Source organism: Bacteroides sp. AF39-11AC (genome assembly GCF_003474285.1).
Lineage (GTDB): Bacteria > Bacteroidota > Bacteroidia > Bacteroidales > Bacteroidaceae > Bacteroides.
On record NZ_QROH01000002.1, the window covers coordinates 450791 to 475800 of the forward strand.

Below are 25010 nucleotides of genomic sequence, written 5' to 3' on the forward strand. Positions count from 1 at the left end.
GCCACTTAATTATATAATAAAAGTCCTCTCTATCAATTGATATGAGAGAACTTTTATTTATTTCAGGAAAAATCAATTCGTATCTATTATTTGGGATTTGCAAGAGCTCCTACCATCCATTCTGCAAAAGGATAAGTATTCATCATACCGGAATTGATTGAGGAACAAGTCCAAGCATCCCAACTGTTCTGAGTTAATATGCGCAAGTCTGCCATATACGGAGAATATTCAAATGATTCCGGAACATTTTTCCCATCATCACCCAAATAATACGAACAATAATTCTCATACCAACCACCCATCCAATAATCGGCAGGATCGGTTGACACAAATCCGTCTCCTGTCACATCATCTTTCAGAAAAATTACACCATCCGTAAAATTCTTTGCATCATATGTAACAGACATGGATTCATTCTTTATAGAAAAACGACCATCACCATTGGCATCATAACCAAAACCACGAATAGACCGACTGTCATCACCACCAAATCCTGGCCCCATCACAACAAAGAAGCGAGGATCTGCTTTAGCTATTGCTAAGATCATCTGATATCCGGTGGATTGGTCACTTTCTTTCCAACGATATCCCCAACTCAAGAAATGGACATTATCCTGTGTCGGATCTTCCCAGTTGTCACCATTTATCCATTGCACGCCTAATGCAGACTGACATTCTCCCTCTCCTGTCCAGAATTGAATATCACTCATAGACTTTACAGCATCATAAGCCACATATACATTCACCAGTACAGCAGCATAGGCTTCATCTTTATCCTTATAAGCTGCAAACTTCACGTCGTAAGTGCCTGCCTTTGTGGGAGTAAAAACATACTTCAGTTCAGTTGACACCTTCTCACCATCCACCGTCCACTCAAAACGAGCATTTTCACCATTTTCCACTTTCGCCTCCAAAGTGAGGGACTTTCCAAGTGCAACATCTTGTTTTTCACCATCGACAATGGATACTGAGAGTAGTAAAGCATTGTCGTTGGAATCATCGTCACTACAAGATGCCAATCCTATAGTAAGGACAAGGCATGATAAAAAATAAATAATATTATTCTTCATAGTTATCTAAAATTAGAAGTGAAGAAGACGCCAGCCGGATATTTTGTACAATCATTGTAAGCAGCTCTCAGTGTAGGAGTTGTACCACTAAAATCGAATATACTAATCTGATTGATACCAACATCTCCATATCCTTTTATCGTATTGAAATAAACTCCTTCCGTTACCGGATCAACAGTAACTGTATTATAAACGATATTGGCATTTTCTACCATCTCTTTAACATCTACCATCAGTTTAGTTTCATTAGTACTAAAAATATGACGGTAAATTTTAGTAGCGAGACCACTCATATACAATGTATCTCCCTTAGCTGTTATACTGGGAGCAGCAGCAAATGAAGCTGACAACGTTTTTGTAGCATCTGTATTCGACGATAAATCGTTTTCTTTTATAATTGAGTAATCTTTAGCACTTACCTTAGCTATTTTACCGGATGCTACCGATACCCAAACGTTATTATCTGATGATTTCACGACGCCTGAAATCTTACCATCAAATTCAACTGTTGCCGACACTTTATCTTTTCCAGTTTCTATAACAAGAAGGTTCTTGTCTTGCGAAGCAAAAACTTTTCCTCCAACAACTGCCATTGTATTTTTTCTGGCTCCTTTCGTTCCTTCTATAAGGGTAGCCTCTCCCGTAGAAGGATGAAACAACTTAATGCCAGCATTATCGCGCAGATATATATTATCATCACTCAGCACTGCCACATGGGTAGGCCAATCAATCTTCCCCTTCAATTCATCACCAAAAGCAGTTTCCAGTTTCAATGTTTCAGCATTGACAACCGTCAAAAAACCACCCTCATTACCTCCATTCTGAGATACAATATACATTTTATTGTTGGCAATAAACACATCCTGCGGAACACTGCCTAACCATGCTCCATTGTTCTCTTTTTGGAAAGCCTTCTCCACAAGTTCTCCCTCCGGACTTATAAAGATTAGGTAGCCACCTTTATCACCTCCCCAGGCTGCGCCTTCGTTCAGGATAAAGGTTCCATACTTGTACTTTCCATACACGTCGAGGTCTAACTTAGCTGCTGCTTCACCTTGCTCTGCATTTGAAACAGTCAGTTGAATTTCACTTTTTCCAAGATCCGTCGCAGTAAAATCATAAGTAGAAGTGGTAGAGACTTCCTTACCATTCAATGTCCAGACGTATTTCACCTCAGAACTTCCCTCTACTACAGCCTTTAGATTCAGAGTTGCCCCCTGTACCACTTCCTGTGCTTCAGTGCCTTCTATCACAACCGTCAAAGGCGACAACGGTTCTTTGTCATCATCACTACAAGATACCAGTCCTACCGTAAGAACAAGGCATGATAAAAAATAAATAATGTTCTTCTTCATTGTTAGTATATAAAAAATTAAAAACTAAAATTCAAACATCAACGAGCACAGCACATTACGCAATGGCATCGGATAGTATTGTGTCGATTCATAATAAGTATTCAGAATGTTATCCACACGTACTTGTGAAGTAAGCTGCATGCCGTTCCCTAATTTCCACAAATAACCCACTAATAAGTTATGAACCGTATAAGGACGGGTTGAATAAGATTCATCAGTTGTGACATAACGTTTACCTATATAAGTAGTCTGCCACGAACAAAAGGCTTTTTTATAATCGAATGCCAGCCGTGCATTCCATTTCAATTCGGGCACATAAGGAATCTGCTGCATATAAGAGTTATCATCCACATGCTGCTTCTTCCGCGTACGCGAACGCGCCCAACTGAAATTACCGGAAAGTGTAGTTTTGAAATCCCCGAAACTAAGCACCATTTTGCCTGTAAACTCTGCTCCCAGCGAGAGAACGTTACGTTTGTTTTGAGGTGTCCATATCCATTGGTTGCCATCTTTTGGAAGCCACAATATCCAATTGTCAATATGCATCAGATAACCGGATGCTTCTGCATTCAATGTCATCCAGGAGGTTAAATCATTCTTATAACCGATAGCTGCATCGTAAGAATAGCCGTCTTCAGGTTTCACATCGGGATTTCCACCGGGACGCCAATAAAGATCGTTCATACTGGGAAAACGATAATTATACGACATGCTACCTTTTACGTAGAAAGTCTTATCAAAAAAGTTAGTGGCAAAACCAGCCGACCATGTAGACACGTTCCGGCTATTATTCTGCTCGAACATATACTGCCCATGTAGTTGTAACCATGGCAATAATGTCCAGTTCGCCGAAGCTTGCAACGACAAAACATTGCGATGATGTTTCAATGGCGGTTCGGGTACCGGTATATTATAATATACATCGTCTATCAGGTACTTAGCGGAATCCACATCAATGTAACTACTCACATTTACCAAGTCGTGTGTATAGGTAAGGGTAGCATTCAATACCAACTCGTCAACAGGTGCACACGAATAATCAGCAACACCCTGCCATGTCTGCGAAGAGTTGATATTGCCTTCCGGATCGAACAAGCCACCATCAAACCATTTGTCATACTTCAGACGATAATAAAGCCATGCACCCTTTACATGAAATTCATGGATGCCACGCACATAGTCGAACCCTACATACCCGCGAATATTCGTTTCATTCTGCTGTTCGTGCGTCTTTCCCACAATGCCTAATGGTTGGGGCAACATACGCTTCCCTTGTTGTATCCAACCTACAGCAGCCAGTTGTGCGTATGGATTCAGTTTAAAGTACCCTTCCTGCATCGCACTCCATTGTGAGTATTTGGCATCCTGCCGCTTCTCACGGAAAGCTTCATTAGTAAGTACTTTATTTATATAAGTATAGTCATTATCCGAATGTTGGTAAAACAAACGCGTTTTCGAAACCACCCGTTTGCCGCTTACATTAATCTGTGCTCCTCCGGTATATGTGTTATAAGAACCATATTCTCCAAAGAATTTACCTGTAATCCCCTTTCCCCACTCCGGATCATTGAAGATGTTTACACTCCCACCTACAGCACCGGTACCACTCTTCACATGACTGCTTCCATAATAAAGGTTCACGTTGTCGGCAAAGAAGACAGGGAACTGCGAAAAGTCAAACACTCCGGACATCGGCGGCGTGATGTTGATTCCATTCCAGTTGACCCGGGTTTGCGCAGCACTTCCTCCACGGAAAGAGGCTGTAGATAATGCTCCCGTACCCAGACTCTTAATGTAAGTAGCCGAATTTTCGGTCAATAACTCAGAAAACGAACGGGTTTTATTGATTTGCAACAATTCAGGTTCAAGATGCGTCACTTTTGCACCGGCATTTGCTTCATTGGCATGGCGTATCCGACGGGCTACAATCTGCACCTCATCCAGATTCAGACCATAGGCAATCGTATCCTTTTTCTGAGCTATCGCATCAGTCACCAGCAGACATGCGGCAACTATCAGGAAAAACAGTTTTCTCATAAACTCAGATTATTGAACTTCGGATAATTCAGGAAAATAGACCTGATTGGGATAAATACCAACACGGTAACTTTCAACATTTCCACTCTCTTTATAATGACGAATATAGCCACGCTGTGCCGAATAGTCCAGGCAGTCGCAGATATACACTTCCCCTTGCGGACTTACTCCACAACCATACATCATATCTACTCCAGGCACATGACGATGTAATTTAAAAGTGCCATCATCCGTGTTCAACGTATAAATACTTTGTTGTGAGTCATTCGGAAGACCCGGTTTGCAGGTTCGCACACTAAAATAAATCAGAGTTTTAGTAGCATCCATGTCTGTCCGATTATAGCTGATAGTTCCGGTTACATCCCCTTCTTTAGCTTCATTCTTACTGACAAAAGGCAGTCTGTAAGTAGTCACTACCTTCTCCGTCTGCGGATCAATACACTTCAACAAAATAGCAGTGGGTTTTCCTTTATCGCGTTCGTTCATCAAAGCCCATATCTTACCGTTTTTGTCTTTCAGCAATTTACAGGTTTTAGTAACTTCCTCATTATAGACTTCTTCTATCATGCGGCTTCCTTCCAGAGTTATATTGTCCAAATCGAACACATAAAGCCCTTTTGCCGTAATACCAAAGAGTTTATGATCAGCCACTTCCATATATTCGACCCATTTCCTGATAACAATATATTCCAAGGGAGAGCCATAAGGAGGTACGGTACGGATTCGTACCAGCTGACTGGGCAAATCAACACCGGAGACATTGTTACTTAAAAGATCGGAAACGATAGCAGTGGTATCCGATATAGCTACAATCTGACGCGGTAATCCTGCCTGTGTATAAAGTATCGTACCTTCGGATTCGAAAGTCTTGGAATTTACAATCTCGATTTTCTTAGAATTGTTCAAAGCGATGAAGTACTTCCCATTAATCATCGTAATAGATTGTGCTACATCCCCTAACGGTCGGTTATTCACAACACGAAAGACATCGGGACTCACCATCCCGTTACGGTACAATACGGATATAGCTCCCATATTCGTACCTATTCTTCCCTCGTTCAAAACAATAGCTTCGATATTACCCTCGCCCACTCCGGCAGGAAAATCATCCTCATACTCGCAAGCGGATAATAACACTATTAGCACTGCATAACATAACCTCAAAATGCGTTTCTTCTGCATACACACAATTATTTTTCGTTATGTTTCGAGGTACGAAGTCCGAGCAATGACCTCCCATATCTATAACAATATGAGTTGAAGCAATGTGAATCTCTTACGTTTCTTTTCCCCCGAAACTGTAGATTGCAGACTTTGCAGGCAGGTCTTCTGACTCGCTTCCCTTTCGGAAGTCCTTCCCATCCTATACAGACAGTGGACAAGTGTAGAATTTATCCGAAAAGTTTAATGAAGCTCACAGCAGTGGGTCTGTTCAGGAGTTTCACCTGATTCCCTTTTCACCTCGTTTGATAAGATATATCACGAAGCACCCGAAAGCCGGATTCTTAAATCCAGACGCAAATATAGATATTATAAATCATGCAAGGAAGAATATTCTAAAAAAAGAGAAAATGAACTTAATGTTTTATTCTCTCTTATAAGTTTGCCCGGTTCAGTACTCAATACTTTATGAATAGGCCCCGTATATTCATCATATCTAAGTCTTATTTACTCCGTGTCTTCTCCGTATCTATACGCTTGGACTTGATACGGAGTTGGTACGGCCTTGACACGGAGTTGGTATGAATCAGACATGCAAACATCCCCTTCTGATAGATTCCGCGAATCTAATACTCGAAAAAAGAGGAAGAAACGTTTGTCTGTTCCAAATAAAAAAAGTACTTTTGTGCCCGATTATTCCGCACCGGGTTCGACAAAGTGCTTTCTAAGTGATTAGAGACCACCCGACGGAGCTAACTTATACATTATATATAAGAAATGTACGCAATTGTAGAAATCAACGGTCAGCAATTTAAAGCAGAAGCTGGCAAAAAGCTGTTTGTACACCACATCCAGAATGCAGAAAACGGTACAACAGTAGAATTTGACAAAGTTCTTTTGGTAGACAAAGAAGGTGCTATCACCGTAGGTGCTCCCACTGTAGAAGGTGCAAAAGTAGTTTGCCAGATTGTATCAAGCCTGGTAAAAGGTGATAAAGTTCTTATCTTCCACAAGAAAAGAAGAAAAGGTCATCGCAAGTTGAACGGTCACCGTCAACAATTCACAGAGTTAACAATTACAGAAGTAGTAGCTTAATCAATTTAAAACAGTAAGAAGAAATGGCACATAAAAAAGGTGTCGGTAGTTCTAAGAACGGCCGCGAATCACAGAGCAAGAGATTAGGCGTTAAGATATTTGGTGGCGAAGCTTGCAAAGCAGGTAACATCATCATTCGTCAAAGAGGTACTGAATTCCACCCGGGTAATAACATCGGCATGGGTAAAGACCACACTCTTTTCGCTTTAGTAGATGGAACTGTACAGTTCAAAGTAGGTAGAGAAGACAGACGTTATGTATCTGTTATTCCTGCTGAAGGCACAGAAGCGTAAGTTTCAGAATAAGAAATAAAGAAAAGGGATGTAATCCAATGGATTGCATCCCTTTCTTTTTATAGCAAAAACAACACCTTATTTGTTTTTTACTTATCTTTGTACTCTCAAATCAAGATTTTAATCAAAACAAAGTATCAAGATATGCTTACCATCAAACAAATTACAGAAAACACCGACGCGGTGATCCGCGGACTGGAAAAGAAGCATTTCAAAAATGCTAAAGAGACAATAGACCAGGTAATTGCCTTTAACGACAAAAGACGTAGCACACAGTCTGTATTAGATAATAACCTCTCTGAAGTGAACTCTATTTCCAAATCTATCGGACAACTGATGAAGGAAGGAAAGAAAGAGGAAGCTGAAACTGCCAAAAGTCGTGTAGCCGAACTAAAAGAAAGCAACAAGACTTTGCAAGCTGAAATGGACCAGGCTGCTGAAGATATGCAGAATCTACTCTACACAATTCCTAATATCCCTTATGATGAAGTACCCGAAGGTGTGGGTGCCGAGGATAATGTAGTAGAGAAAATGGGGGGCATGGAAACCGAACTTCCCAAAGATGCACTGCCTCACTGGGAACTGACGAAGAAATATGATTTGATAGACTTCGACTTAGGCGTAAAGATCACAGGAGCCGGATTCCCTGTTTACAAAGGGAAAGGTGCACAGTTGCAACGCGCACTGATCAACTTCTTTCTGGACGAAGCCCGTAAGGCTGGCTATCTGGAAATCATGCCTCCGACAGTGGTAAATGCAGCTTCCGGTTACGGAACAGGCCAGTTGCCCGATAAGGAAGGCCAGATGTACCATTGTGAAGTAGACGATTTATATCTTATTCCGACAGCTGAAGTTCCTGTAACCAATATCTATCGCGACGTGATTCTGGAAGAAAAGCAACTTCCTATCAAGAACTGTGCTTACACGCAGTGTTTCCGTCGCGAAGCCGGATCTTACGGTAAAGATGTGCGCGGTTTGAATCGTCTGCACGAATTTTCTAAAGTAGAACTGGTACGAATTGACAAGCCTGAACATTCCAGAAAGTCTCACAAAGAGATGTTGGACCATGTAGAAGGATTGTTGCAGAAACTGGAATTGCCATATCGTATCCTTCGCCTGTGTGGCGGTGATATGAGCTTTACAGCCGCTCTTTGCTTCGACTTCGAAGTTTATTCTGAGGCACAGAAGCGTTGGCTGGAAGTAAGTTCCGTTTCTAACTTCGATACTTATCAGGCTAATCGCTTGAAATGCCGTTACCGCAGTGGAGAAAAGAAAACAGAGCTTTGCCATACATTGAACGGATCTGCATTGGCATTGCCACGTATCGTTGCCGCTTTACTGGAAAATAATCAGACACCGGAAGGTATCCGTATTCCAAAGGCACTGGTGCCGTATACGGGTTTTGAAATGATTGACTAAAAATAACTGCGCTATTCTGGCGGGTAAATCATAATTCGCTCTTACACAGGTAACCACAGACGTTTATATCATTACGTCTATATGACCTGGTAAGAGCGAATTATCGTTTGCCCACATCAGTTACACAGCTTTTTAGAAGAAACTTTCTTTGTTTTTACCAAATAACCCGTATCTTTGCAAACCGTAACAATCTGAAAGTGATTACGTAATTATACCAACAAAATTTATAGATAATGAACAAAATCATTAGCAAAGAACATTTTTCTGAAAAGGTTTTTAAATTAGAGATCGAGGCACCTTTAATAGCCCGCTCACGTAAGGCAGGACACTTCGTCATTGTACGTGTAGGCGAAAAAGGCGAACGTATGCCATTGACAATTGCGGCGGCTGACACCGTACGCGGTACTATCACTTTGGTAGTACAGGAAGTAGGCCTCTCCTCTACCCGCCTTTGCGAACTGAATGAGGGCGATTACATCACCGATGTAGTAGGTCCGCTGGGACAAGCTACTCATATTGAAAACTTCGGAACAGTGGTTTGTGCAGGTGGTGGTGTAGGCGTAGCTCCCATGCTCCCTATCGTACAGGCTTTGAAAGCTGCCGGTAACCGCGTGATCGCCGTACTTGCCGGACGTAGCAAAGAGCTGATTATCCTTGAAAAAGAAATGCGCGAAAGCGCAGACGAGGTCATCATTATGACCGATGATGGTTCATACGGACGCAAAGGATTGGTAACCGAAGGCGTTGAAGAAGTCATCAAACGGGAGAAAGTGGACAAATGTTTTGCCATCGGCCCCGCCATCATGATGAAATTTGTTTGTTTGCTGACTAAGAAATATGAAATACCGACCGATGTCTCGCTGAACACAATCATGGTGGATGGTACAGGTATGTGCGGCGCTTGCCGCATCACCATCGGCGGAAAGACCAAATTCGTTTGTGTAGACGGACCGGAATTTGATGGTCATCAGGTAGACTTCGACGAGATGTTGAAGCGTATGGGTGCTTTCAAGAGCATCGAACGCGAGGAAATGCACAAGCTTGAAGAAGGTGAATCCTGCAAAGTTATGCCGGAACCTGCACAGGAAGTAGACGAGAAAAGTCGTAATGCCGCATGGCGTCTGGAACTTCGCAAGGCAATGAAACCCAAAGAACGTACCGCTATTCCGCGTGTTGAAATGAACGAACTCGATTCGGAATACCGTTCGCATAGTCGTAAAGAGGAAGTAAACCAAGGGCTGACAGAGGAACAAGCCCTGACGGAAGCTAAGCGTTGCCTCGATTGTGCAAATCCAGGTTGCATGGAAGGTTGTCCCGTAGGTATTGATATTCCTCGTTTCATCAAAAACATTGAACGCGGAGAAATACTCGAAGCTGCCAAGACACTAAAAGAGACCAGTGCTCTGCCTGCCGTTTGCGGTCGTGTTTGCCCGCAGGAAAAACAGTGCGAGTCAAAATGTATCCACCTGAAAATGAAAGAAAAGCCGGTAGCTATCGGCTATCTGGAACGATTTGCTGCTGACTATGAGCGTGAAAGCGGACAAATCTCCGTACCGGAGATCAAAGAAAAGAATGGTATTAAGGTTGCCGTCATTGGCTCCGGACCTGCCGGACTTTCTTTTGCCGGAGATATGGCTAAATATGGTTACGATGTCACAGTTTTCGAAGCACTTCACGAGATAGGCGGTGTACTGAAGTATGGTATCCCTGAATTCCGTTTGCCAAACAAAGTGGTGGATGTAGAGATTGACAATCTAGCCAAGATGGGGGTTAACTTCATTAAAGACTGTATCATAGGTAAGACAATCAGTGTGGAACAGTTGGAAGAAGAAGGTTTCAAAGGTGTATTCGTAGCATCCGGTGCCGGATTGCCTAACTTTATGAATATTCCGGGAGAGAACTCTATCAATATTTTGTCATCCAATGAATACCTGACGCGTGTCAACCTGATGGATGCAGCAAGTGAAGACTCTGATACTCCGGTACCTTTCGGTAAAAATGTAGCCGTTATCGGTGGTGGAAATACAGCTATGGACTCAGTACGTACTGCACGCCGTTTGGGTGCCGAACGTGCTATGATTATCTACCGTCGTTCCGAAGAGGAAATGCCTGCACGTATCGAAGAGGTAAAACATGCAAAAGAAGAAGGTGTTGAGTTCCTTACACTGCATAACCCTATCGAATACATTGCCGACGAACTGGGAAAAGTGAAACAAGTCATTCTGCAAAAAATGGAACTTGGCGAACCGGATGCTTCCGGACGCCGTAGCCCTGTAGCTATCCCAGGTGCAACGGAAACTATTGATATAGACCTGGCTATCGTCAGCGTCGGAGTTTCTCCTAACCCGATTGTACCTTCTTCTATTCCGGGACTGGAAATGGGACGCAAAGGCACGATTGCAGTAAATGAGAACATGCAGTCGTCTATTCCGACCATTTATGCCGGAGGTGATATTGTTCGTGGTGGTGCTACCGTTATTCTTGCTATGGGCGACGGACGAAAAGCCGCTGCTGCTATGCATGAGCAACTGAGCAAGTAAGCAGAATTTGTCAAGAGTAAGTTTACATAACTTTAACAAAGCGGGAAGATTTCGCTCTTTCCGCTTTTCTTTTTCGGGAACAGAGGATATGTTTACCCCGATTACATCATTTGCTAACCCTAAACAGATGGTATGTTTCGAGCGATTACATGGTATGTTTTACCCAATTACATGCTATGTTATGAACCCAAACATAGTATCTTCTGATAAATCCCACATGCAGGCACAAAAAAAGAGAAGCAACTTACGTCACTCCTCTCAATATCTTCGTTCCCGAAACTAAATCAGGATTACATGGACAAAGATACGGAATCAAACAGCTAAAGTCAAGCTTTTCACCGTTTTTCTTCCCGTTTATTTCACCACTTTGTTCGTTGCCGGATCAGGGAAAATCACCGACGGTTTGAAAGACTTGGCCTCTTCAAAGTCCATCAAAGCATACGACATAATAATGATGATATCATCCGGCTGCACCTTACGGGCTGCCGCACCATTCAGACATATTTTGCCCGAACCACGTTCACCTTTAATAATATAGGTTTCAAAACGTTCGCCATTATTATTGTCGGCTATGTACACTTTTTCACCGGCAATCATATTAGCTGCATCCAGCAAGTCCTCGTCAATCGTAATGCTTCCCATATAATTGAGGTTAGCTTCTGTGACACGAGCGCAATGGATTTTCGACTTCAGCACTTCAATCATCATAAGGTCTGATCTCTCTTTTTAGGTTTATTACTCTTTATACTTAATATTGTCAATCAGGCGAACCTCACCACAGAATACTGTAATGCAACCTACAGCATACGCCGTATCTTCCCAATTGGCTATTTTCTGCAACGTGTTGCCATCCACCAGTTCGAAGTATTCCAGACGCAAACCGGGAGCGGCCGCAATTGCATCTTCCACAAACTTCTGAGTCTCAGCAACTGTATGAGAAGCTGCAAAGGTACGACTTTCAAATAATGTTTGCGATATTTTTAAAGCATTTTTGCGTTCTTCGGCAGATAAACGTGCATTACGACTACTCAGAGCCAGCCCATCCTCTTCACGTATAATAGGGCAACCCACTATTTCCAACGAATAATTCATCTGGCGCACCATCTCACGAATGATAGCCAACTGCTGGAAATCTTTCTCTCCGAAGTAAGCGCGATCCGGCTTCACTGCATCAAACAGCTTGCTCACAATCTGGCAAACACCATTGAAGTGTCCCGGACGAAAAGCACCTTCCATCACTGTATCCAGCGGTGCATAGCTAAACTGGCGCGTATCCGGTTCGGGATACATCTCCGCAACCGAAGGAGCGAATACAAACGCAGCACCGCAAGCTTCCAACAAAGCACAATCGGCATCCAGCGTACGGGGATATTTCTCTAAATCGTTCTTGTCGTTAAACTGTGTCGGGTTTACAAAAACACTCACTACCGCAGCATCATTCTCTGCAACACAACGTTTCACCAATGACGCATGACCGGCATGCAGGGCACCCATTGTAGGCACCAATCCTACCTTTTTACCTTGGGCCCGTAAAGCCGAAAGTCCGGCCTGCAAGTCCTTGATAGTATGTACTATTTCCATTTTTATAGGTTATATAATAACTTAGTTGTTCGCAAAAGCGGTGCAAAATAAACTATTATTTAGCATATAAAGAAGAAATATCGCAAATTAATGCAAAAGTTCTGCTTGATCAGCACTCTTCTTTGAGACAAAGCATCACTGATTAACAAGCAGTTAACAATTCATAAGGAATTATAGAGTCGCCTTATTTGCTCAAGTGCCCGATTTTTTTTATATCTTTGCAGAATAATTGAGAACATTGTTATTATGACAAAGGCGAATAAGGTTTTATTTATTACCCAAGAGATTACTCCTTACGTACCAGAATCCGAAATGTCCCTTGTAGGCAGAAACCTACCTCAAGCAATCCAGGAAAAAGGCAGAGAAATTAGAACATTCATGCCTAAATGGGGGAATATCAATGAGCGCAGAAACCAATTGCACGAAGTGATACGCCTCTCCGGTATGAATCTGATTATTGACGATACCGACCACCCCCTTATTATTAAAGTTGCTTCCATTCAATCTGCCCGCATGCAGGTATATTTCATCGACAACGATGATTATTTCCAGAATCGATTGCAGGCTGCTGATGAGAATGGCGTGGAATATGGAGACAATGACAGCCGTGCTATATTCTATGCACGCGGTGTATTGGAAACGGTAAAGAAGTTACGCTGGTGCCCGGATATCATCCATTGTCATGGCTGGATGACCGCCTTAGCTCCTTTGTATATCAAGAAAGCATATAAGGACGAGCCTTCATTCCGTGACGCTAAAGTAGTATTCTCCGTTTTTGAGGATGATTTCAAAGAATCATTCAATGCTGATTTTGTAAACAGATTGGTATTAAAAGGCGTTACTAAAAAAGATGTGGCTCATCTGAAAGCTCCCGTAGACTATGCTACGCTGTGTAAACTGGCTATCGATTATTCGGATGGAGTAATTCAGCAAAGTGAAAATGTTAACGAAGAGGTTATGGAATATGCCCGCCAAGCAGGAAAACCGATTTTAGAATATCAAACTCCCGAAACCTTTGCTGATGCTTGTAACGAGTTCTACGACAAAGTGTGGGAAACAGAACAAAAATAAACAAGATAACAAAGAAAACTATGAAAGTTAAGTACTTAGGAGCATTGCTTTTAGCAGCAACCCTTACTTTCTTTGGTTGCGATGACAATACCGGAACGTTAGGAATAGGAATGCTACCCGGATCTGACGGTATTAGCGCACATACGACAACATTCGATGTGACTACACGTTCTGTGGTTGCTGATTCTGTATTTGCAAAAACCAGTACCGGATATGTAGGCCGTTTTACAGATCCTCAATTCGGATATTACGAAGCCAGCTTCCTGACGGAATTGAACTGTATAGATGACTTCAGTTTTCCTGAGAAGTATGATTTTGATAAGAAAACCGGTATTTTGACTGATGATACAGTGGCAGGCGTACGTTTAGTTGTTTTCTATTCTACATGGTTCGGTGACTCTTTGAATGCCTGCCGTATGAGTGCATATGAATTGGACAAAAAATTAGAGCGTAACCGTTATACCAATATCAAGCCGACAGATTATTATGACTGGCTGAATCCTACAAAGTCATTATTGGGTCGCAGAGCCTATACCGCTTATGATACAAGCATAACGGATGAAGAAAGGAATGCAACCGATGATAATGGTAACAAAACGTACTATCCAAGTGTTATTTTCACACTCGATAAGGACAAATTTGGTAATGATTGGATTGACCTTTGCCAGAGTCATCCCGAATATTTTAAGAACTCCGATGCTTTCATCGAAAATGTGTTCAAAGGTGTATACATAAAAAGCGATTATGGAGACGGAACGGTACTCTACGTAGACCGCGTCGACTTACAAATGAAATATCAGTATTATGTATTGAATGATACTACCAAAGTACCTCGTAAACGTAAACAGGCAGGTTTCGAAGGTCAGGACTCTACTGCTTACAGATGGCAGACTGAATTTGCTTCTACAAAAGAAGTTATTCAAGCTAATCAATTCCTCAATTCTGATAAAATAGCAGAGCTTGCCAAGATAGAAGATTGGACATACATCAAATCTCCTGCCGGAATTTTCACAGAAGCAATTTTACCATATGACGAAATCTATGAAAAGTTATCTAATGATACGCTTAATGCCGTAAAACTGACTTTCACTAATTACAATGAAAAAAGTGATTATGAATTCAGCATGAGCGCTCCAAGTGAGGTTTTATTGTTACGTAAAGTAGATTTCAAGAGTTTCTTTGAAGAGAACAAGTTACCGGACAATGTCACTTCCTTTACAGTGGCACATAATAATGTAACAACTAACCAATATACATTTAATAATATTGCCCGTTTGGTAACAACCTGCATCAAAGGAAAGGATGCCGCAAAGAAAAAAGCAAAAGAAGAAGCTGGCAGTGCCTGGACTGATGAGAAGGATAAACAATGGGAAGAAGACTGGAAAACAGTATACCTGATCCCTGTTACAATCAGTTACGATACAAGTAACAACACTAAAACAATGACTGGTATCCAGAATGACTTGAGGCCAGGATATGCCAAACTGAAAGGTGGCCCTAAAAAAGTGAATGGGGAACTTGAGAATCCACTAAAATTGGAAGTAACTTATACCACATTTAATAAATAAACTTTTCCTAAGAAGTAAAGGTACAAAAAAGCCTTCCGTTCAAACGAATGGAAGGCTTTTTTTATTGATATACTCTAAAGTAGTAACTACTTAGTAACTTCTTTCTTAGTCACTTTCTTTGCAGCGGGTTTCTTTGCTGCCGGGGCTTTAGCTTTAGCTGCTGTTGCTTTGACAGCCTTTGCCGGATCAGCCTTCCCTTTTTCCAATTTCGTCTGTAATTGCTCTAATTCTTTATGCAATTCATCTATTTCATCACCTTGGTTCTTAATAGTCGTCAACAAAGCATTCAGTTCCTCATTGTCTATATCCATTGGATAAAGCGACTCTACCCGTTTGATGAAATCACCCAAGACATTCATGTAGTTGGTAAAAGCATCATACGGAGATTCATAAATACCCCTATTCAAGCCCACACCACTATTTTTCGTAGTCATAAAGCGGAAGTTATTACTTGCCTGCAAATAATCCCAATCCTGCTTGATACGACGGTCATCAGACAAATGGATACGTTCAGCAATGCTATATAGCTTATTGAAAGCCTCGCGTTGCATACTGTTACCCAGCCAGCAACTGGTATCTCTTTCCTCATCGACCCAAGACATAGGATATGGCACATCCAGTTGGGATACCGATTTCAGTTTACTGATAATCTCTGTTGGTGTAGAGAATGTAATGCCTTTATCTTTTGCACAAACAGGCAACGCCTTCAGGAATTCCAAGATATTGGATGAAAGTGGCTGGGACATCCCCAAAGCACTCAGTTCCATAAAGATATTGATAACCTGTTCTTCCTGCGGCAAAGCATCAATCCAGCCAATATATTTATCTGCAAACAACGGATACTCACTCCATTCCGAATTAGAAAAACGCAAACTTATGTCATCTGAAAGTTTAAAATCACGCAGCAACAATTTCAGGTTGGGATTATGACTGCAATGATATACATAGTGCGGGCTCTTCCAGCCCAAAATATGTTTAGCACCTTCAGTCAACATACCTTTAAAGCCCATACTTGCTACCAGTCCTCCTATTTCATCAGAGTAAATCAAGCTGGAGTTACGGAATACCTTCGGTGACTTACCGAACATTTGCTTCATCTTAGCGCACTGACGCTTTACTTCTTCTTTAAAACAATCCTCGTTTGCCAAAGAAGAAAGCCCATGAGAATAAGGCTCAGCAAGGAATTCACAACATCCCGTGTCATTCAACTGATGTAGCAGATCAATGACAGCCGGTGCATGGATTTCCAACTGTTCCAAAGCCACACCGGAAATAGATAAAGCTACCTTAAATGCACCTCCGGAGTTCTTTGCCATGTCAATGAGCGCACTCAATGCAGGAATATAGGAACGTTCGGCAACTTCGTTGATACTATATTCGTTGGCATAATCATCATAGTAATAATGATTCGTACCTATATCAAAGAAACGATAGCGTTTCAGGTGAATGATTTGATGAATCTCAAAATAAAGACAGATGGTTCTCATATCTATATTGTTTTATTGTTATCTATTATATTGTTTAATGACCTCTTCATAGATGCGGCGCACTTTCAATCCTACATCTTCCCACTTAATGGCATCCACTTCCTTCTTACCTTCGTCACGCAAGTATTCATAAAGCGCAGGATAAGTACAGATAGCGTAGATAGCATCTGCCATAGCGTGGATATCCCAATAATCGGTCTTAATACATTTCTCTAAAATCTCGGCACAACCAGATTGTTTAGAGATAATGGTAGGTACACTACATTGCATAGCTTCCAAAGGAGAAATACCAAATGGTTCCGAAACAGAGGGCATGATGTACACATCACTTGCCTTCAGCATTTCATACACTTGGCTTCCTTTCATGAAACCGGGGAAATGGAAGCGGTCGGCAATACCGCGTTCAGCTACCAAACGAATCATCTGGTTCATCATATCACCATTGCCCGCCATTACGAAACGGATATTACGAGTACGGTGCAATACCATTGCAGCAGCTTCTACGAAATACTCAGGTCCTTTTTGCATCGTGATACGGCCTAAGAAAGTCACCACCTTTTCATTCGGTTTCTTCTGCGGTACAATATCCTGTATTTCCTGCGGAAGTGGAGAAACTGCATTATGCACGGTAGATACCTTGCGTGGATCCTGGAAATACTTATGAATAACCGTTTGACGAGTCAGCTCGCTTACACACATAATGTGATCGGCATGATCCATTCCATTCTTCTCAATGGCATACACAGTGGGATTCACATTACCACGGCTACGGTCGAAGTCAGTGGCATGAACATGGATTACCAACGGTTTGCCTGATACCTGTTTGGCATGAATACCTGCAGGATACGTCAACCAGTCGTGTGAGTGGATGATCTCAAACTCCTGTTGACGTGCCACCACACCGGCCACAATAGAATAGTTATTGATCTCTTCGTGTAAGTTGGCCGGATAACGGCCGGAAAACTCGATACAACCGAGATCATTGGTATGCAAATAATTGAAATCGGCATAAATATGATCACGTAAATCATAATAGAGCTGGGGATTCATATAAGAACCTACACGTCCCTGAACATAATCCCAGTTTACATCACGCCACACTACAGGAGTGCTATTCATGCCTATGATACGCAAGAAGCTCTGGTCTTCATCGCCCCACGGCTTTGGAATACAGAAAGTAATTTCCATATCTTCCTGCTGGGACATTCCCTTCGTCAGACCGTAGCTGGCAGTTCCCAAGCCACCTAAGATATGCGGGGGGAACTCCCATCCAAACATTAAAACTTTCATTTTCGTTCCTCCTCTTATAAATTATACTTAGACAACAATTTCAAGATGCGCAGTATTTCAGCCACATTCATGGCAAAAGATACTGCACCACGACCTCTGAACGGTGGATTACCATCAAAGAGCTCGGGGAGCGAACCAATACAATGACTCGTCATCTCATCTTCAAAACCAATCAGATAACGCTCTACGAATGATACACCGCTCATCTTGTAAATACGCAGGTATGCCTCCATATAGAAACCCATAAGCCAAGGCCAGGCTGTACCCTGGTGATAAGCATAATCTCTCTGAATCTGAGGACCGACATAATTAGGATTGTATCCCCCACTCTTCGGACTGAGAGTACGCAGACCTTTTGGAGTAAGCAACTCTTTCGTCACAATATCAAGCACTTGTTTTTTCTGTGCCCGGTCCAGCGGAGAATAATCGAAGGCAACGGTAAATATCATATTGGGACGGACGCTCCAGTCCATCATAAATCCATCTACATAATCGAACAGATAACCGCTTTCATTACGGAATATTTCTACAAAGGACTTCCCGGTTATTTCAGCCTGGGCATCCAATTCATCTGCCAGATGGACATTACCAACTTCACGAACCAAGTCGGCTATGAAGCGAAGTGCATTATACCACAAAGAGTTCACTTCCACAATGTATCCCGTACGTGGTGTTACCGGACGACCATTTACCGTAGAATTCATCCAGGTAATAGCTTTCTCTGTTCCGTTGGCATATAGCAGACCATTTTCATGCAGGAAAAGATTATCATGCTTACGGCTACGGATGTAATCCATGATATCCTCCAGCAAACGACCATATTTCTGGCGACATTGTTCACGAGAAGTTTCTTTGGCATATTGTTGCAATGCCCATATAGCCCATAACAACACATCGGGATCTTCCATTTCGTAGATCTTATAGCTGGCGGGCTCACCATTGATAAACTCACGTATAGCCTTTTCAGCAGTCACCATAACATCTTCGAACTCATTCTGTTCATCTACTGCCAAAGTCAGTCCGGGCAAAGATATGAACAGGTCGCGGGCACGGCACTTGAACCAGGGATACCCGGCCAGTACATAGTGATCAGTTCCCTGCTTGTTATGGAACTGATGTGCCGAATTCTGCAGACAGTGATAGAAACTGTCGCGCGGCGTACGATCTTCCACCTCCGCTTCAAATGTCTGTTTCAATTTACGCGGGGAAATCTCAGAGATACCGGCAGAGAAAACAATACTCTCACCTTTCTTTATATCCACTTCGAAATATCCGGGAACATACAGGTCTTCATTGAAGTCATAACCACGTTCTTGTTCTTTAGGATACTCAATGCCACGATACCAGTCCGGCTGGTAGTGAAACTCATTTTTCTTATTCAGTTGCATGAAGAGCTCGGGATAGCCGGGATACATACAAGTTTTTATACCATTTTCTATCAACTGGTAGTCGCGGTTTGCCTGTGGATTTTCGTGCGTATATTCACGCACACTACGAAACGCCAGAAAAGGTCGGAAACGAAGTGTGGTTGCCGAATGGGCATCTACCAAGGTATAACGAATTAAAATTCTGTTTTCGTGGTGTACAAAGATCTTTTCTTTGCGAAGAATAACTCCTCCTACACGGTAAGTTGTCGCCGGGATATGTTCGCAATCAAATTCGCGGATATACTTATGTCCATTCGGACTAAAGTGGTTTCCTTGATATTTATGCAGCCCCAGGTTAAACTCCGCACCGTGCTGAATTACCGTTTCATCCAAAGAAGACAGCAGCACATGATTTTCATCGTCGAGATTGGGGACGGGAATCACCAATAGTCCGTGATATTTGCGTGTGTTACAATCTACAATCGTTGTACAATGATAGGCTCCTGATTTATTTGTCCGAAGTATCTCCCTTGGTAAAGATTCTTCCAGATTGATCATCAGAGTCTTGTCAAATCGTAAATAACTCATAGTTGTGCATTATTTAAAGGTTAATTGTTCAGGCATCATGCTCCATACCTCGCCTACTATATTTACGGGTATGGTAGTGATGCCCAAAAATACAAATTAAAGACAATACGCAAAATAAAAAGTTCATTTATTTTCGTTTTTTACTTAAATATTCGTAGCATTGTACCAAAATAACAGAAACCTGTACGAAACATGAAGCATGATATCCGCCGGATAGCTCTGGCAGCGGTTATACCGTTATTCCTAATTTTTATCCTTTACTTGCTAAAGTTCCTTGAAGTCGGTATGGACTGGGATTTCAGGAGGTTAGGTGTATATCCTATGGAGCAAAGAGGAGTATTTGGTATCTTCGCACATCCGCTTGTACATGGCAGTTGGAAGCATTTACTGGCAAATACATTACCGCTACTCTTCCTGATGTGGTGCTTGTTCTACTTTTACCGGCACATTGCCTCTTATATATTCTTTGCCATCTGGATAGGATGCGGTGCACTCACCTTTCTTATAGGTAAACCAGGATGGCACATCGGAGCCAGTGGAATCATCTACGGCCTTGCATTCTTTCTATTTTTCAGCGGCATCCTTCGAAAGCACGTTCCGCTGATTGCTATCTCCTTATTAGTTACCTTTCTTTATGGTGGACTTATCTGGAATATGTTCCCATTCTTTGCAAAAGAAACCACTTCCTGGGAAGGACACCTCAGTGGAGCCATAGCCGGCACAATATGTGCCATTGCATTTATGGAATATGGACCTCAACGACCAGACCCGTTTGCAGACGAAGATGATGAAGAAAAAATATCTGATGAAGAGTCCGGGAAAGAATCTGGGGAAGAGGAGCAGGTTAATGAAAAGAAGGCAGACTGCCACCCAATAGAAGAGGCAGACTGCCATAAGGTAGAAGAAGAGTCGGCATCATAATCTACAAAATAAGGAAACAAAGAACGGTACGCTCATATCAATAAGTAAACCATGAAAAATGGCAATAGGTACCATTTCTTTCCCTGAATAACGGGTAATTACAGGCAATATCACATCCATTGAATTAACCCCGGCAGCTGATATGGGAGCTAACCGACCGAAGTATCGCACCAACAACGGTGCCCCCAACAAGGCCATCATTTCTCTGAATATATTTGCCAACAGAGCTATTGTACCCAGTTCTGTAGCTAACTGAATCCCTATCGATGCTTCTTTAAACTGTGTAATCAGTACAGACGATAAAGAATAGTAGGCAAAACCACTTCCCACCGCCATACAGTCGAATATACTCCAACGACTGAGCAACAGACTGGCTATTGCTGAAAACAGCAGGGTTCCACTGATAGTAGCCAGCGGAATCAGTAAAAACTTCAGGCGAAGCTGAGAAATCATGCTCTTCAATTCTTTATTAGAGCCGATACTGATACCAATCTGAAACATTAGCGCATACAGTATATATATAGACAGATTACCCGTCTTCAAATCTAATGGGAAATATCCCAAAGCTCCTAAAAGACATCCGCCCACAAAAATTCCCAATACAATCAAGCTATCTTTCATATCTTTTTCTTTTTAGAAGTGAAAAACAATCTTAATACAATCCACGAAGCCAAAATACTCCCTACGGTAGCCGATAAGGCCAATAACGCTGCTTGCCATCCGAAAGAAAAAAGATTATCCACAATCAGCCGGTTGGAACCAATAGTAACTCCCAGAACAAACAGCAACAAAAATACCGTATAAGATATAGAAACTTCCACTTTGCGTAAAAACGAAATACGACGCAAACCATAACCTATGATAATGCCCAAGATCATCAGGCCAAGTATTTTAAACATAACAAATCCAGTTTAGATTAATGCAACAAAAAACACAATTACTAAAGAATTAGTAACAGACAAATAGAATGCCGGCAACAAACGTCATCCAGCTAAAGAAAAAAAGTGATAAGAGTATTTAGATAAATCCACTGAACCAATGTACATGCACGACGCTACAGCAGCAGATATGTTCGTTCTGCAGCAATCGCTTTAAAGGATTATATGTACATAAAATTTTCATTATCGTTCAGAATTTGAGTACAAAGGTAGGACTTTTATGTATATTTTCCAAATATGTATTCAATAAAGCAACGAATTTGATCTGTATCAAGTCAAGAAAACTATTTTTATCAGGTTTTATGCAATGCCTCTACCAGCAAAGTAATATTCGCCATAAACAACCTTACCGAGATAGCCAATAGAATGATACCGAAAAACTTACGGATAATGTAAATGCCGCCTTTACCCAAGAAGCGTTCTACACGCCCGGTCATGCTAACGACAAAATACACCCATATCATATTCAACACCAAAGCAACGATAATATTAACACTGGCGTATTCCGCACGAAGAGAAAGTAATGTAGTGAAAGCACCTGCACCTGCCAGCAACGGGAAAACCAGCGGCACTAAAGTAGCCTCCTTAATCGGCCCCTGATTCTTGAATATCTCTATATCCAGAATCATCTCCAGAGACATCAGGAAAATAACGAATGCCCCCGCAACGGCAAACGATTCAATATCCACATGAAATAACTTTAACATCATATCTCCTGCATAGAAGAAGCCTATCAATAACGCAAAAGATATCAACGTGGCCTTCAATGCGTTCACCTCTTTACCTTTTTCCTTCAAATTGATAATGATAGGAATAGAACCAATAATATCGATAACTGCGAATAGTACGATAAATGCACTAATCATTTGTTGTAAGTTAAATGCTGCAAACATGTGTCCCTCCTTTTTTTGCAAAGATAATCGATTTTTATGCATTCCACAAGATTTAATTACCTGAATGAATAGCACGTTTAAGAAATAATAAAAAAAACAAAAAGAGAGGCAAAGTGTTTACGGTAAATAGCTATTATGCCTACATTTGTTTTCAAACAAGAAGTTGATAAAGATATGGAAACGATGTATGACACCCTGCTCCAATTGCCACTATTTCAAGGACTCGCCCATGAGGACTTCACCAGTATATTGGGAAAAGTAAAATTACATTTCACCAAGCATAAGGCGGGCGAAATTTTAGTTAAAAAAGGTACAGCATGTGTACAGTTGGTATTTATCTTAAACGGGGAAATCGCTTCATCTACCTCATCTACAGATAATTCTTACACCTTTACAGAGTTCTTTCAGGCTCCTTACCTGATCGAGCCACAATCCTTGTTCGGTATGAATACATCTTATGTATCTACTCATGTAGCCCATACAGAAGTACATACCGTAACTATTAGTAAAGCATTTGTGATGAACGATTTGTTCAGATACGAAATCTTCCGACTCAACTATATGAATATTATCAGTAACCGGGCACAAACCTGCTACAATCGTTTGTGGACGGAAGTTCCGGAAAGGCTTGAAGCTCGTATTACCGATTTTATACTCTCACACATTGAACGTCCCTCGGGAGAAAAGATACTGAAAATAAAGATGGAGGAACTTGCCAATGCTATTAATGACACACGCCTGAGTGTATCAAAAGCATTGAATGGCATGCAGGAAAATGGTTTACTGGAGCTACACCGAGGCGAAATAGTGATTCCGGACTTAGAAAGATTGATCCCCTAAAAGCCTTTTTTATAAGTATCATAACATAGATTACGCGAATAATACAGATATTTTCTTTGAATTCTTAAAGAAATCAGTTCTGTATCATTCGCGTAATTCTTATTCTAAAGCCTTCTTTAGTTACCGTCCGGCTTTTCCACTTCCGTAAACGGAATGTTATTCCATTTAAAAGAGTCGCGATTATCCGGCTGTGACGGGTTATATCCCTGGTAATCTGCTCTCAGGAACTTCACAACAGGCAATCCGGCTTTCTTCATACCTTCAATTACACATTTAGCAATCTGATAGGCTCCATACGGATTAAAATGGGTATTATCCGCCAATGGTTTATCTTGTCCGGGATAAGAATTTGCCGGATAATGAACAAAAGCGTGTTTGGACTCCTCTACTCCCATAGCCTCATACAACACACGTGTCATATCATGCAGGTCTATTAAAGGTATATTTTCCTTTTCTGCCAACCAGCGTACTGCATCGGGAAAGTCGAGATGGGTATCCTTTATCTTTCCGTTTTCATCAAAACTACGTCTTTGAGTAGGAGTTACCAATACAGGCTGGGCACCACGTGCACGGGCTTCATCTACAAAAGTTTTCAGGCTTGTCATAAAAGAGTAAAAAGCACCCTTACCAGGACCTTTCTGCTTTTGGTCGTTGTGACCGAACTCCATAAAGATATAATCGCCCGGTTTCATTTGCGTCAGAGCTTTCTTTAAGCGACCGGCACCAATGAAAGTATTGGCAGATTCGCCAGATTCAGCATAATTTGCAAAGCAAATGCTATCTGTAAAAAAGCGAGGTACCATCTGTCCCCAACTGGCCCAGGGTTCATTGTCCTGATCGACTACAGTAGAGTTACCACATAAAAAGATCGTAGGAACATTTTCCACACGCTCAATAATCAATTCTGCTAACTGGGGAGCATCTCCGTTGAATTCTAAAGTCAGCTTATCGTCCCAGTTCAGTTTGCTACGTTCACGCGGCTTGATGCGTACGTCTTCTTTGTCGGAGATATGTATATCACGCTTATTTATAGTGAAGGAACAGGGCAGTAATTCCCCCTTTTTCGTTTTCACGTTCTCATAGAAGAGACGGCGTGATTCTCCACGAAGTGTTGTTTCTCCTGCATTGCGTTTGCTGCCTACAATAGCCGTAACATGATAATTCCCATCCGGTACGGCTATAGAAAAGAAGAAAGGAGCCTTACTCTTTCCTTCAGGAGAAGGACACAAGTCATATCCATAGCCTTTTGTCTGATCATACCGGTCGGCAGATGTAATCTTAATATATCCGTCCTTCACTTTTTTACCAGAAGTAAAGTCGAACTTATAACTTTGCGCTCCCGCACCGGAAGCAAACAATAATTCTAAAATTAACAATGTAAAAATCTGTCTCATATCTCTTTCATTTTATGTTAGTTACTTAATTTATTATGCAAAGAAAAAGAAAAGGAACGACTTCACAGCCCCTCCTTCCCCCCTAATTGACTTTTTAATCAA

At 41.6% G+C, this 25010-nt stretch carries 21 protein-coding genes and 1 riboswitch; of the genes, 8 read left to right on the top strand and 13 right to left on the bottom strand.

Annotated elements, in window-relative coordinates; translation table 11 throughout:
- Nucleotides 1-86: 86 nt before the first annotated feature.
- The 4 genes from DW036_RS04480 to DW036_RS04495 are packed head-to-tail and all read right to left on the bottom strand — an operon-like array spanning nt 87 to nt 5644.
- On the bottom strand, nt 87-1070 hold the full coding sequence (locus DW036_RS04480) for a PKD-like domain-containing protein (RefSeq protein WP_118461634.1): 984 nt from the start codon (nt 1068-1070) through the stop codon (nt 87-89).
- 2 nt (nt 1071-1072) lie between these two features.
- Nucleotides 1073-2425, bottom strand: coding sequence for a DUF5074 domain-containing protein (locus DW036_RS04485; RefSeq protein WP_118461636.1), 1353 nt, complete (start codon nt 2423-2425; stop codon nt 1073-1075).
- 24 nt (nt 2426-2449) lie between these two features.
- Entirely contained in the window at nt 2450-4462 is a 2013-nt protein-coding gene (locus tag DW036_RS04490; protein WP_118461638.1) for a TonB-dependent siderophore receptor, read from the bottom strand.
- Nucleotides 4463-4471: 9 nt separating this feature from the next.
- On the bottom strand, nt 4472-5644 hold the full coding sequence (locus DW036_RS04495) for a DUF5074 domain-containing protein (protein ID WP_118461640.1): 1173 nt from the start codon (nt 5642-5644) through the stop codon (nt 4472-4474).
- A gap of 119 nt (nt 5645-5763) precedes the next feature.
- Nucleotides 5764-5971, bottom strand: a riboswitch (cobalamin riboswitch).
- A 429-nt stretch (nt 5972-6400) separates the two neighbouring features.
- On the opposite strand from DW036_RS04495, the gene rplU reads away from it, so the two are divergent.
- The 4 genes from rplU to DW036_RS04515 all read left to right on the top strand — a co-directional run bounded on the left by rplU (nt 6401) and on the right by DW036_RS04515 (nt 10970).
- Nucleotides 6401-6718 (top strand): 50S ribosomal protein L21, encoded by a 318-nt coding sequence (gene rplU, locus DW036_RS04500; RefSeq protein WP_007666485.1) that lies wholly within the window; start codon nt 6401-6403, stop codon nt 6716-6718.
- Between the two features lie 23 nt (nt 6719-6741).
- The gene (rpmA, locus tag DW036_RS04505; protein ID WP_118461642.1) at nt 6742-7011 is read left to right on the top strand and encodes a 50S ribosomal protein L27; all 270 of its coding nucleotides are present in this window, start codon (nt 6742-6744) and stop codon (nt 7009-7011) included.
- 144 nt (nt 7012-7155) lie between these two features.
- The gene (serS, locus tag DW036_RS04510) at nt 7156-8430 is read left to right on the top strand and encodes a serine--tRNA ligase (protein ID WP_118462038.1); all 1275 of its coding nucleotides are present in this window, start codon (nt 7156-7158) and stop codon (nt 8428-8430) included.
- Nucleotides 8431-8663: 233 nt separating this feature from the next.
- On the top strand, nt 8664-10970 hold the full coding sequence (locus DW036_RS04515; protein ID WP_118461644.1) for a bifunctional dihydroorotate dehydrogenase B NAD binding subunit/NADPH-dependent glutamate synthase: 2307 nt from the start codon (nt 8664-8666) through the stop codon (nt 10968-10970).
- Between the two features lie 354 nt (nt 10971-11324).
- On the opposite strand, the gene panD is transcribed toward DW036_RS04515, so the two are convergent.
- Together panD and panC are read right to left on the bottom strand one after the other, a co-directional pair.
- The gene (gene panD / locus DW036_RS04520) at nt 11325-11678 is read right to left on the bottom strand and encodes an aspartate 1-decarboxylase (protein ID WP_007212709.1); all 354 of its coding nucleotides are present in this window, start codon (nt 11676-11678) and stop codon (nt 11325-11327) included.
- A 27-nt stretch (nt 11679-11705) separates the two neighbouring features.
- Entirely contained in the window at nt 11706-12551 is an 846-nt protein-coding gene (panC, locus tag DW036_RS04525; RefSeq protein ID WP_118461646.1) for a pantoate--beta-alanine ligase, read from the bottom strand.
- 246 nt (nt 12552-12797) lie between these two features.
- Here panC and DW036_RS04530 point away from each other — a divergent pair, with 246 nt between their 5' ends.
- Nucleotides 12798-13622, top strand: a complete 825-nt coding sequence (locus tag DW036_RS04530; protein ID WP_118461647.1) for a glycogen/starch synthase — start codon at nt 12798-12800, stop codon at nt 13620-13622.
- Nucleotides 13623-13642: 20 nt separating this feature from the next.
- The gene (locus tag DW036_RS04535; RefSeq protein WP_118461649.1) at nt 13643-15190 is read left to right on the top strand and encodes a DUF4270 domain-containing protein; all 1548 of its coding nucleotides are present in this window, start codon (nt 13643-13645) and stop codon (nt 15188-15190) included.
- Between the two features lie 86 nt (nt 15191-15276).
- Here the strand turns inward: DW036_RS04535 and DW036_RS04540 are convergent, their stop codons facing one another.
- From DW036_RS04540 to DW036_RS04550, 3 genes are read right to left on the bottom strand one after another with little or no spacing between them, the layout of a single operon-like run.
- Entirely contained in the window at nt 15277-16677 is a 1401-nt protein-coding gene (locus DW036_RS04540; protein WP_118461651.1) for a glycoside hydrolase family 57 protein, read from the bottom strand.
- An 18-nt stretch (nt 16678-16695) separates the two neighbouring features.
- Entirely contained in the window at nt 16696-17967 is a 1272-nt protein-coding gene (locus tag DW036_RS04545; protein WP_022392375.1) for a glycosyltransferase, read from the bottom strand.
- 14 nt (nt 17968-17981) lie between these two features.
- Nucleotides 17982-19922, bottom strand: a complete 1941-nt coding sequence (locus DW036_RS04550; RefSeq protein WP_118461653.1) for a glycogen debranching enzyme N-terminal domain-containing protein — start codon at nt 19920-19922, stop codon at nt 17982-17984.
- 192 nt (nt 19923-20114) lie between these two features.
- Between DW036_RS04550 and DW036_RS04555 the strand changes: the two genes are divergently transcribed.
- Nucleotides 20115-20843: a rhomboid family intramembrane serine protease gene (locus tag DW036_RS04555; protein WP_118461655.1), complete on the top strand. Its 729-nt coding sequence runs from the start codon at nt 20115-20117 to the stop codon at nt 20841-20843.
- Here DW036_RS04555 and DW036_RS04560 read toward each other — a convergent pair.
- The 3 genes from DW036_RS04560 to DW036_RS04570 form a co-directional block, all read right to left on the bottom strand.
- On the bottom strand, nt 20838-21464 hold the full coding sequence (locus tag DW036_RS04560) for a lysine exporter LysO family protein (protein ID WP_118461657.1): 627 nt from the start codon (nt 21462-21464) through the stop codon (nt 20838-20840). The two genes, DW036_RS04555 and DW036_RS04560, sit on opposite strands and share 6 nt — an antisense overlap.
- Complete coding sequence (locus tag DW036_RS04565) at nt 21461-21742, bottom strand: LysO family transporter (protein ID WP_118461659.1); 282 nt, start codon at nt 21740-21742, stop codon at nt 21461-21463. Before DW036_RS04565 ends, DW036_RS04560 begins: the two co-directional genes overlap by 4 nt.
- A 332-nt stretch (nt 21743-22074) precedes the next feature.
- On the bottom strand, nt 22075-22674 hold the full coding sequence (locus DW036_RS04570) for a MarC family protein (protein WP_118461661.1): 600 nt from the start codon (nt 22672-22674) through the stop codon (nt 22075-22077).
- Nucleotides 22675-22848: 174 nt separating this feature from the next.
- On the opposite strand from DW036_RS04570, the gene DW036_RS04575 reads away from it, so the two are divergent.
- Nucleotides 22849-23514 (top strand): Crp/Fnr family transcriptional regulator, encoded by a 666-nt coding sequence (locus DW036_RS04575; protein ID WP_118462040.1) that lies wholly within the window; start codon nt 22849-22851, stop codon nt 23512-23514.
- A gap of 116 nt (nt 23515-23630) precedes the next feature.
- Here the strand turns inward: DW036_RS04575 and DW036_RS04580 are convergent, their stop codons facing one another.
- On the bottom strand, nt 23631-24908 hold the full coding sequence (locus DW036_RS04580; RefSeq protein ID WP_118461663.1) for a rhamnogalacturonan acetylesterase: 1278 nt from the start codon (nt 24906-24908) through the stop codon (nt 23631-23633).
- Between the last annotated feature and the right edge of the window lie 102 nt (nt 24909-25010).

Coding starts and splice junctions, on each gene's coding strand:
- DW036_RS04480 (WP_118461634.1), bottom strand. CDS start 1,070: ATGAAGAATAATATTATTTATTTTTTATCATGCCTTGTCCTTACTATA.
- DW036_RS04485 (WP_118461636.1), bottom strand. CDS start 2,425: ATGAAGAAGAACATTATTTATTTTTTATCATGCCTTGTTCTTACGGTA.
- DW036_RS04490 (WP_118461638.1), bottom strand. CDS start 4,462: ATGAGAAAACTGTTTTTCCTGATAGTTGCCGCATGTCTGCTGGTGACT.
- DW036_RS04495 (WP_118461640.1), bottom strand. CDS start 5,644: ATGCAGAAGAAACGCATTTTGAGGTTATGTTATGCAGTGCTAATAGTG.
- rplU (WP_007666485.1), top strand. CDS start 6,401: ATGTACGCAATTGTAGAAATCAACGGTCAGCAATTTAAAGCAGAAGCT.
- rpmA (WP_118461642.1), top strand. CDS start 6,742: ATGGCACATAAAAAAGGTGTCGGTAGTTCTAAGAACGGCCGCGAATCA.
- serS (WP_118462038.1), top strand. CDS start 7,156: ATGCTTACCATCAAACAAATTACAGAAAACACCGACGCGGTGATCCGC.
- DW036_RS04515 (WP_118461644.1), top strand. CDS start 8,664: ATGAACAAAATCATTAGCAAAGAACATTTTTCTGAAAAGGTTTTTAAA.
- panD (WP_007212709.1), bottom strand. CDS start 11,678: ATGATGATTGAAGTGCTGAAGTCGAAAATCCATTGCGCTCGTGTCACA.
- panC (WP_118461646.1), bottom strand. CDS start 12,551: ATGGAAATAGTACATACTATCAAGGACTTGCAGGCCGGACTTTCGGCT.
- DW036_RS04530 (WP_118461647.1), top strand. CDS start 12,798: ATGACAAAGGCGAATAAGGTTTTATTTATTACCCAAGAGATTACTCCT.
- DW036_RS04535 (WP_118461649.1), top strand. CDS start 13,643: ATGAAAGTTAAGTACTTAGGAGCATTGCTTTTAGCAGCAACCCTTACT.
- DW036_RS04540 (WP_118461651.1), bottom strand. CDS start 16,677: ATGAGAACCATCTGTCTTTATTTTGAGATTCATCAAATCATTCACCTG.
- DW036_RS04545 (WP_022392375.1), bottom strand. CDS start 17,967: ATGAAAGTTTTAATGTTTGGATGGGAGTTCCCCCCGCATATCTTAGGT.
- DW036_RS04550 (WP_118461653.1), bottom strand. CDS start 19,922: ATGAGTTATTTACGATTTGACAAGACTCTGATGATCAATCTGGAAGAA.
- DW036_RS04555 (WP_118461655.1), top strand. CDS start 20,115: ATGAAGCATGATATCCGCCGGATAGCTCTGGCAGCGGTTATACCGTTA.
- DW036_RS04560 (WP_118461657.1), bottom strand. CDS start 21,464: ATGAAAGATAGCTTGATTGTATTGGGAATTTTTGTGGGCGGATGTCTT.
- DW036_RS04565 (WP_118461659.1), bottom strand. CDS start 21,742: ATGTTTAAAATACTTGGCCTGATGATCTTGGGCATTATCATAGGTTAT.
- DW036_RS04570 (WP_118461661.1), bottom strand. CDS start 22,674: ATGTTTGCAGCATTTAACTTACAACAAATGATTAGTGCATTTATCGTA.
- DW036_RS04575 (WP_118462040.1), top strand. CDS start 22,849: ATGGAAACGATGTATGACACCCTGCTCCAATTGCCACTATTTCAAGGA.
- DW036_RS04580 (WP_118461663.1), bottom strand. CDS start 24,908: ATGAGACAGATTTTTACATTGTTAATTTTAGAATTATTGTTTGCTTCC.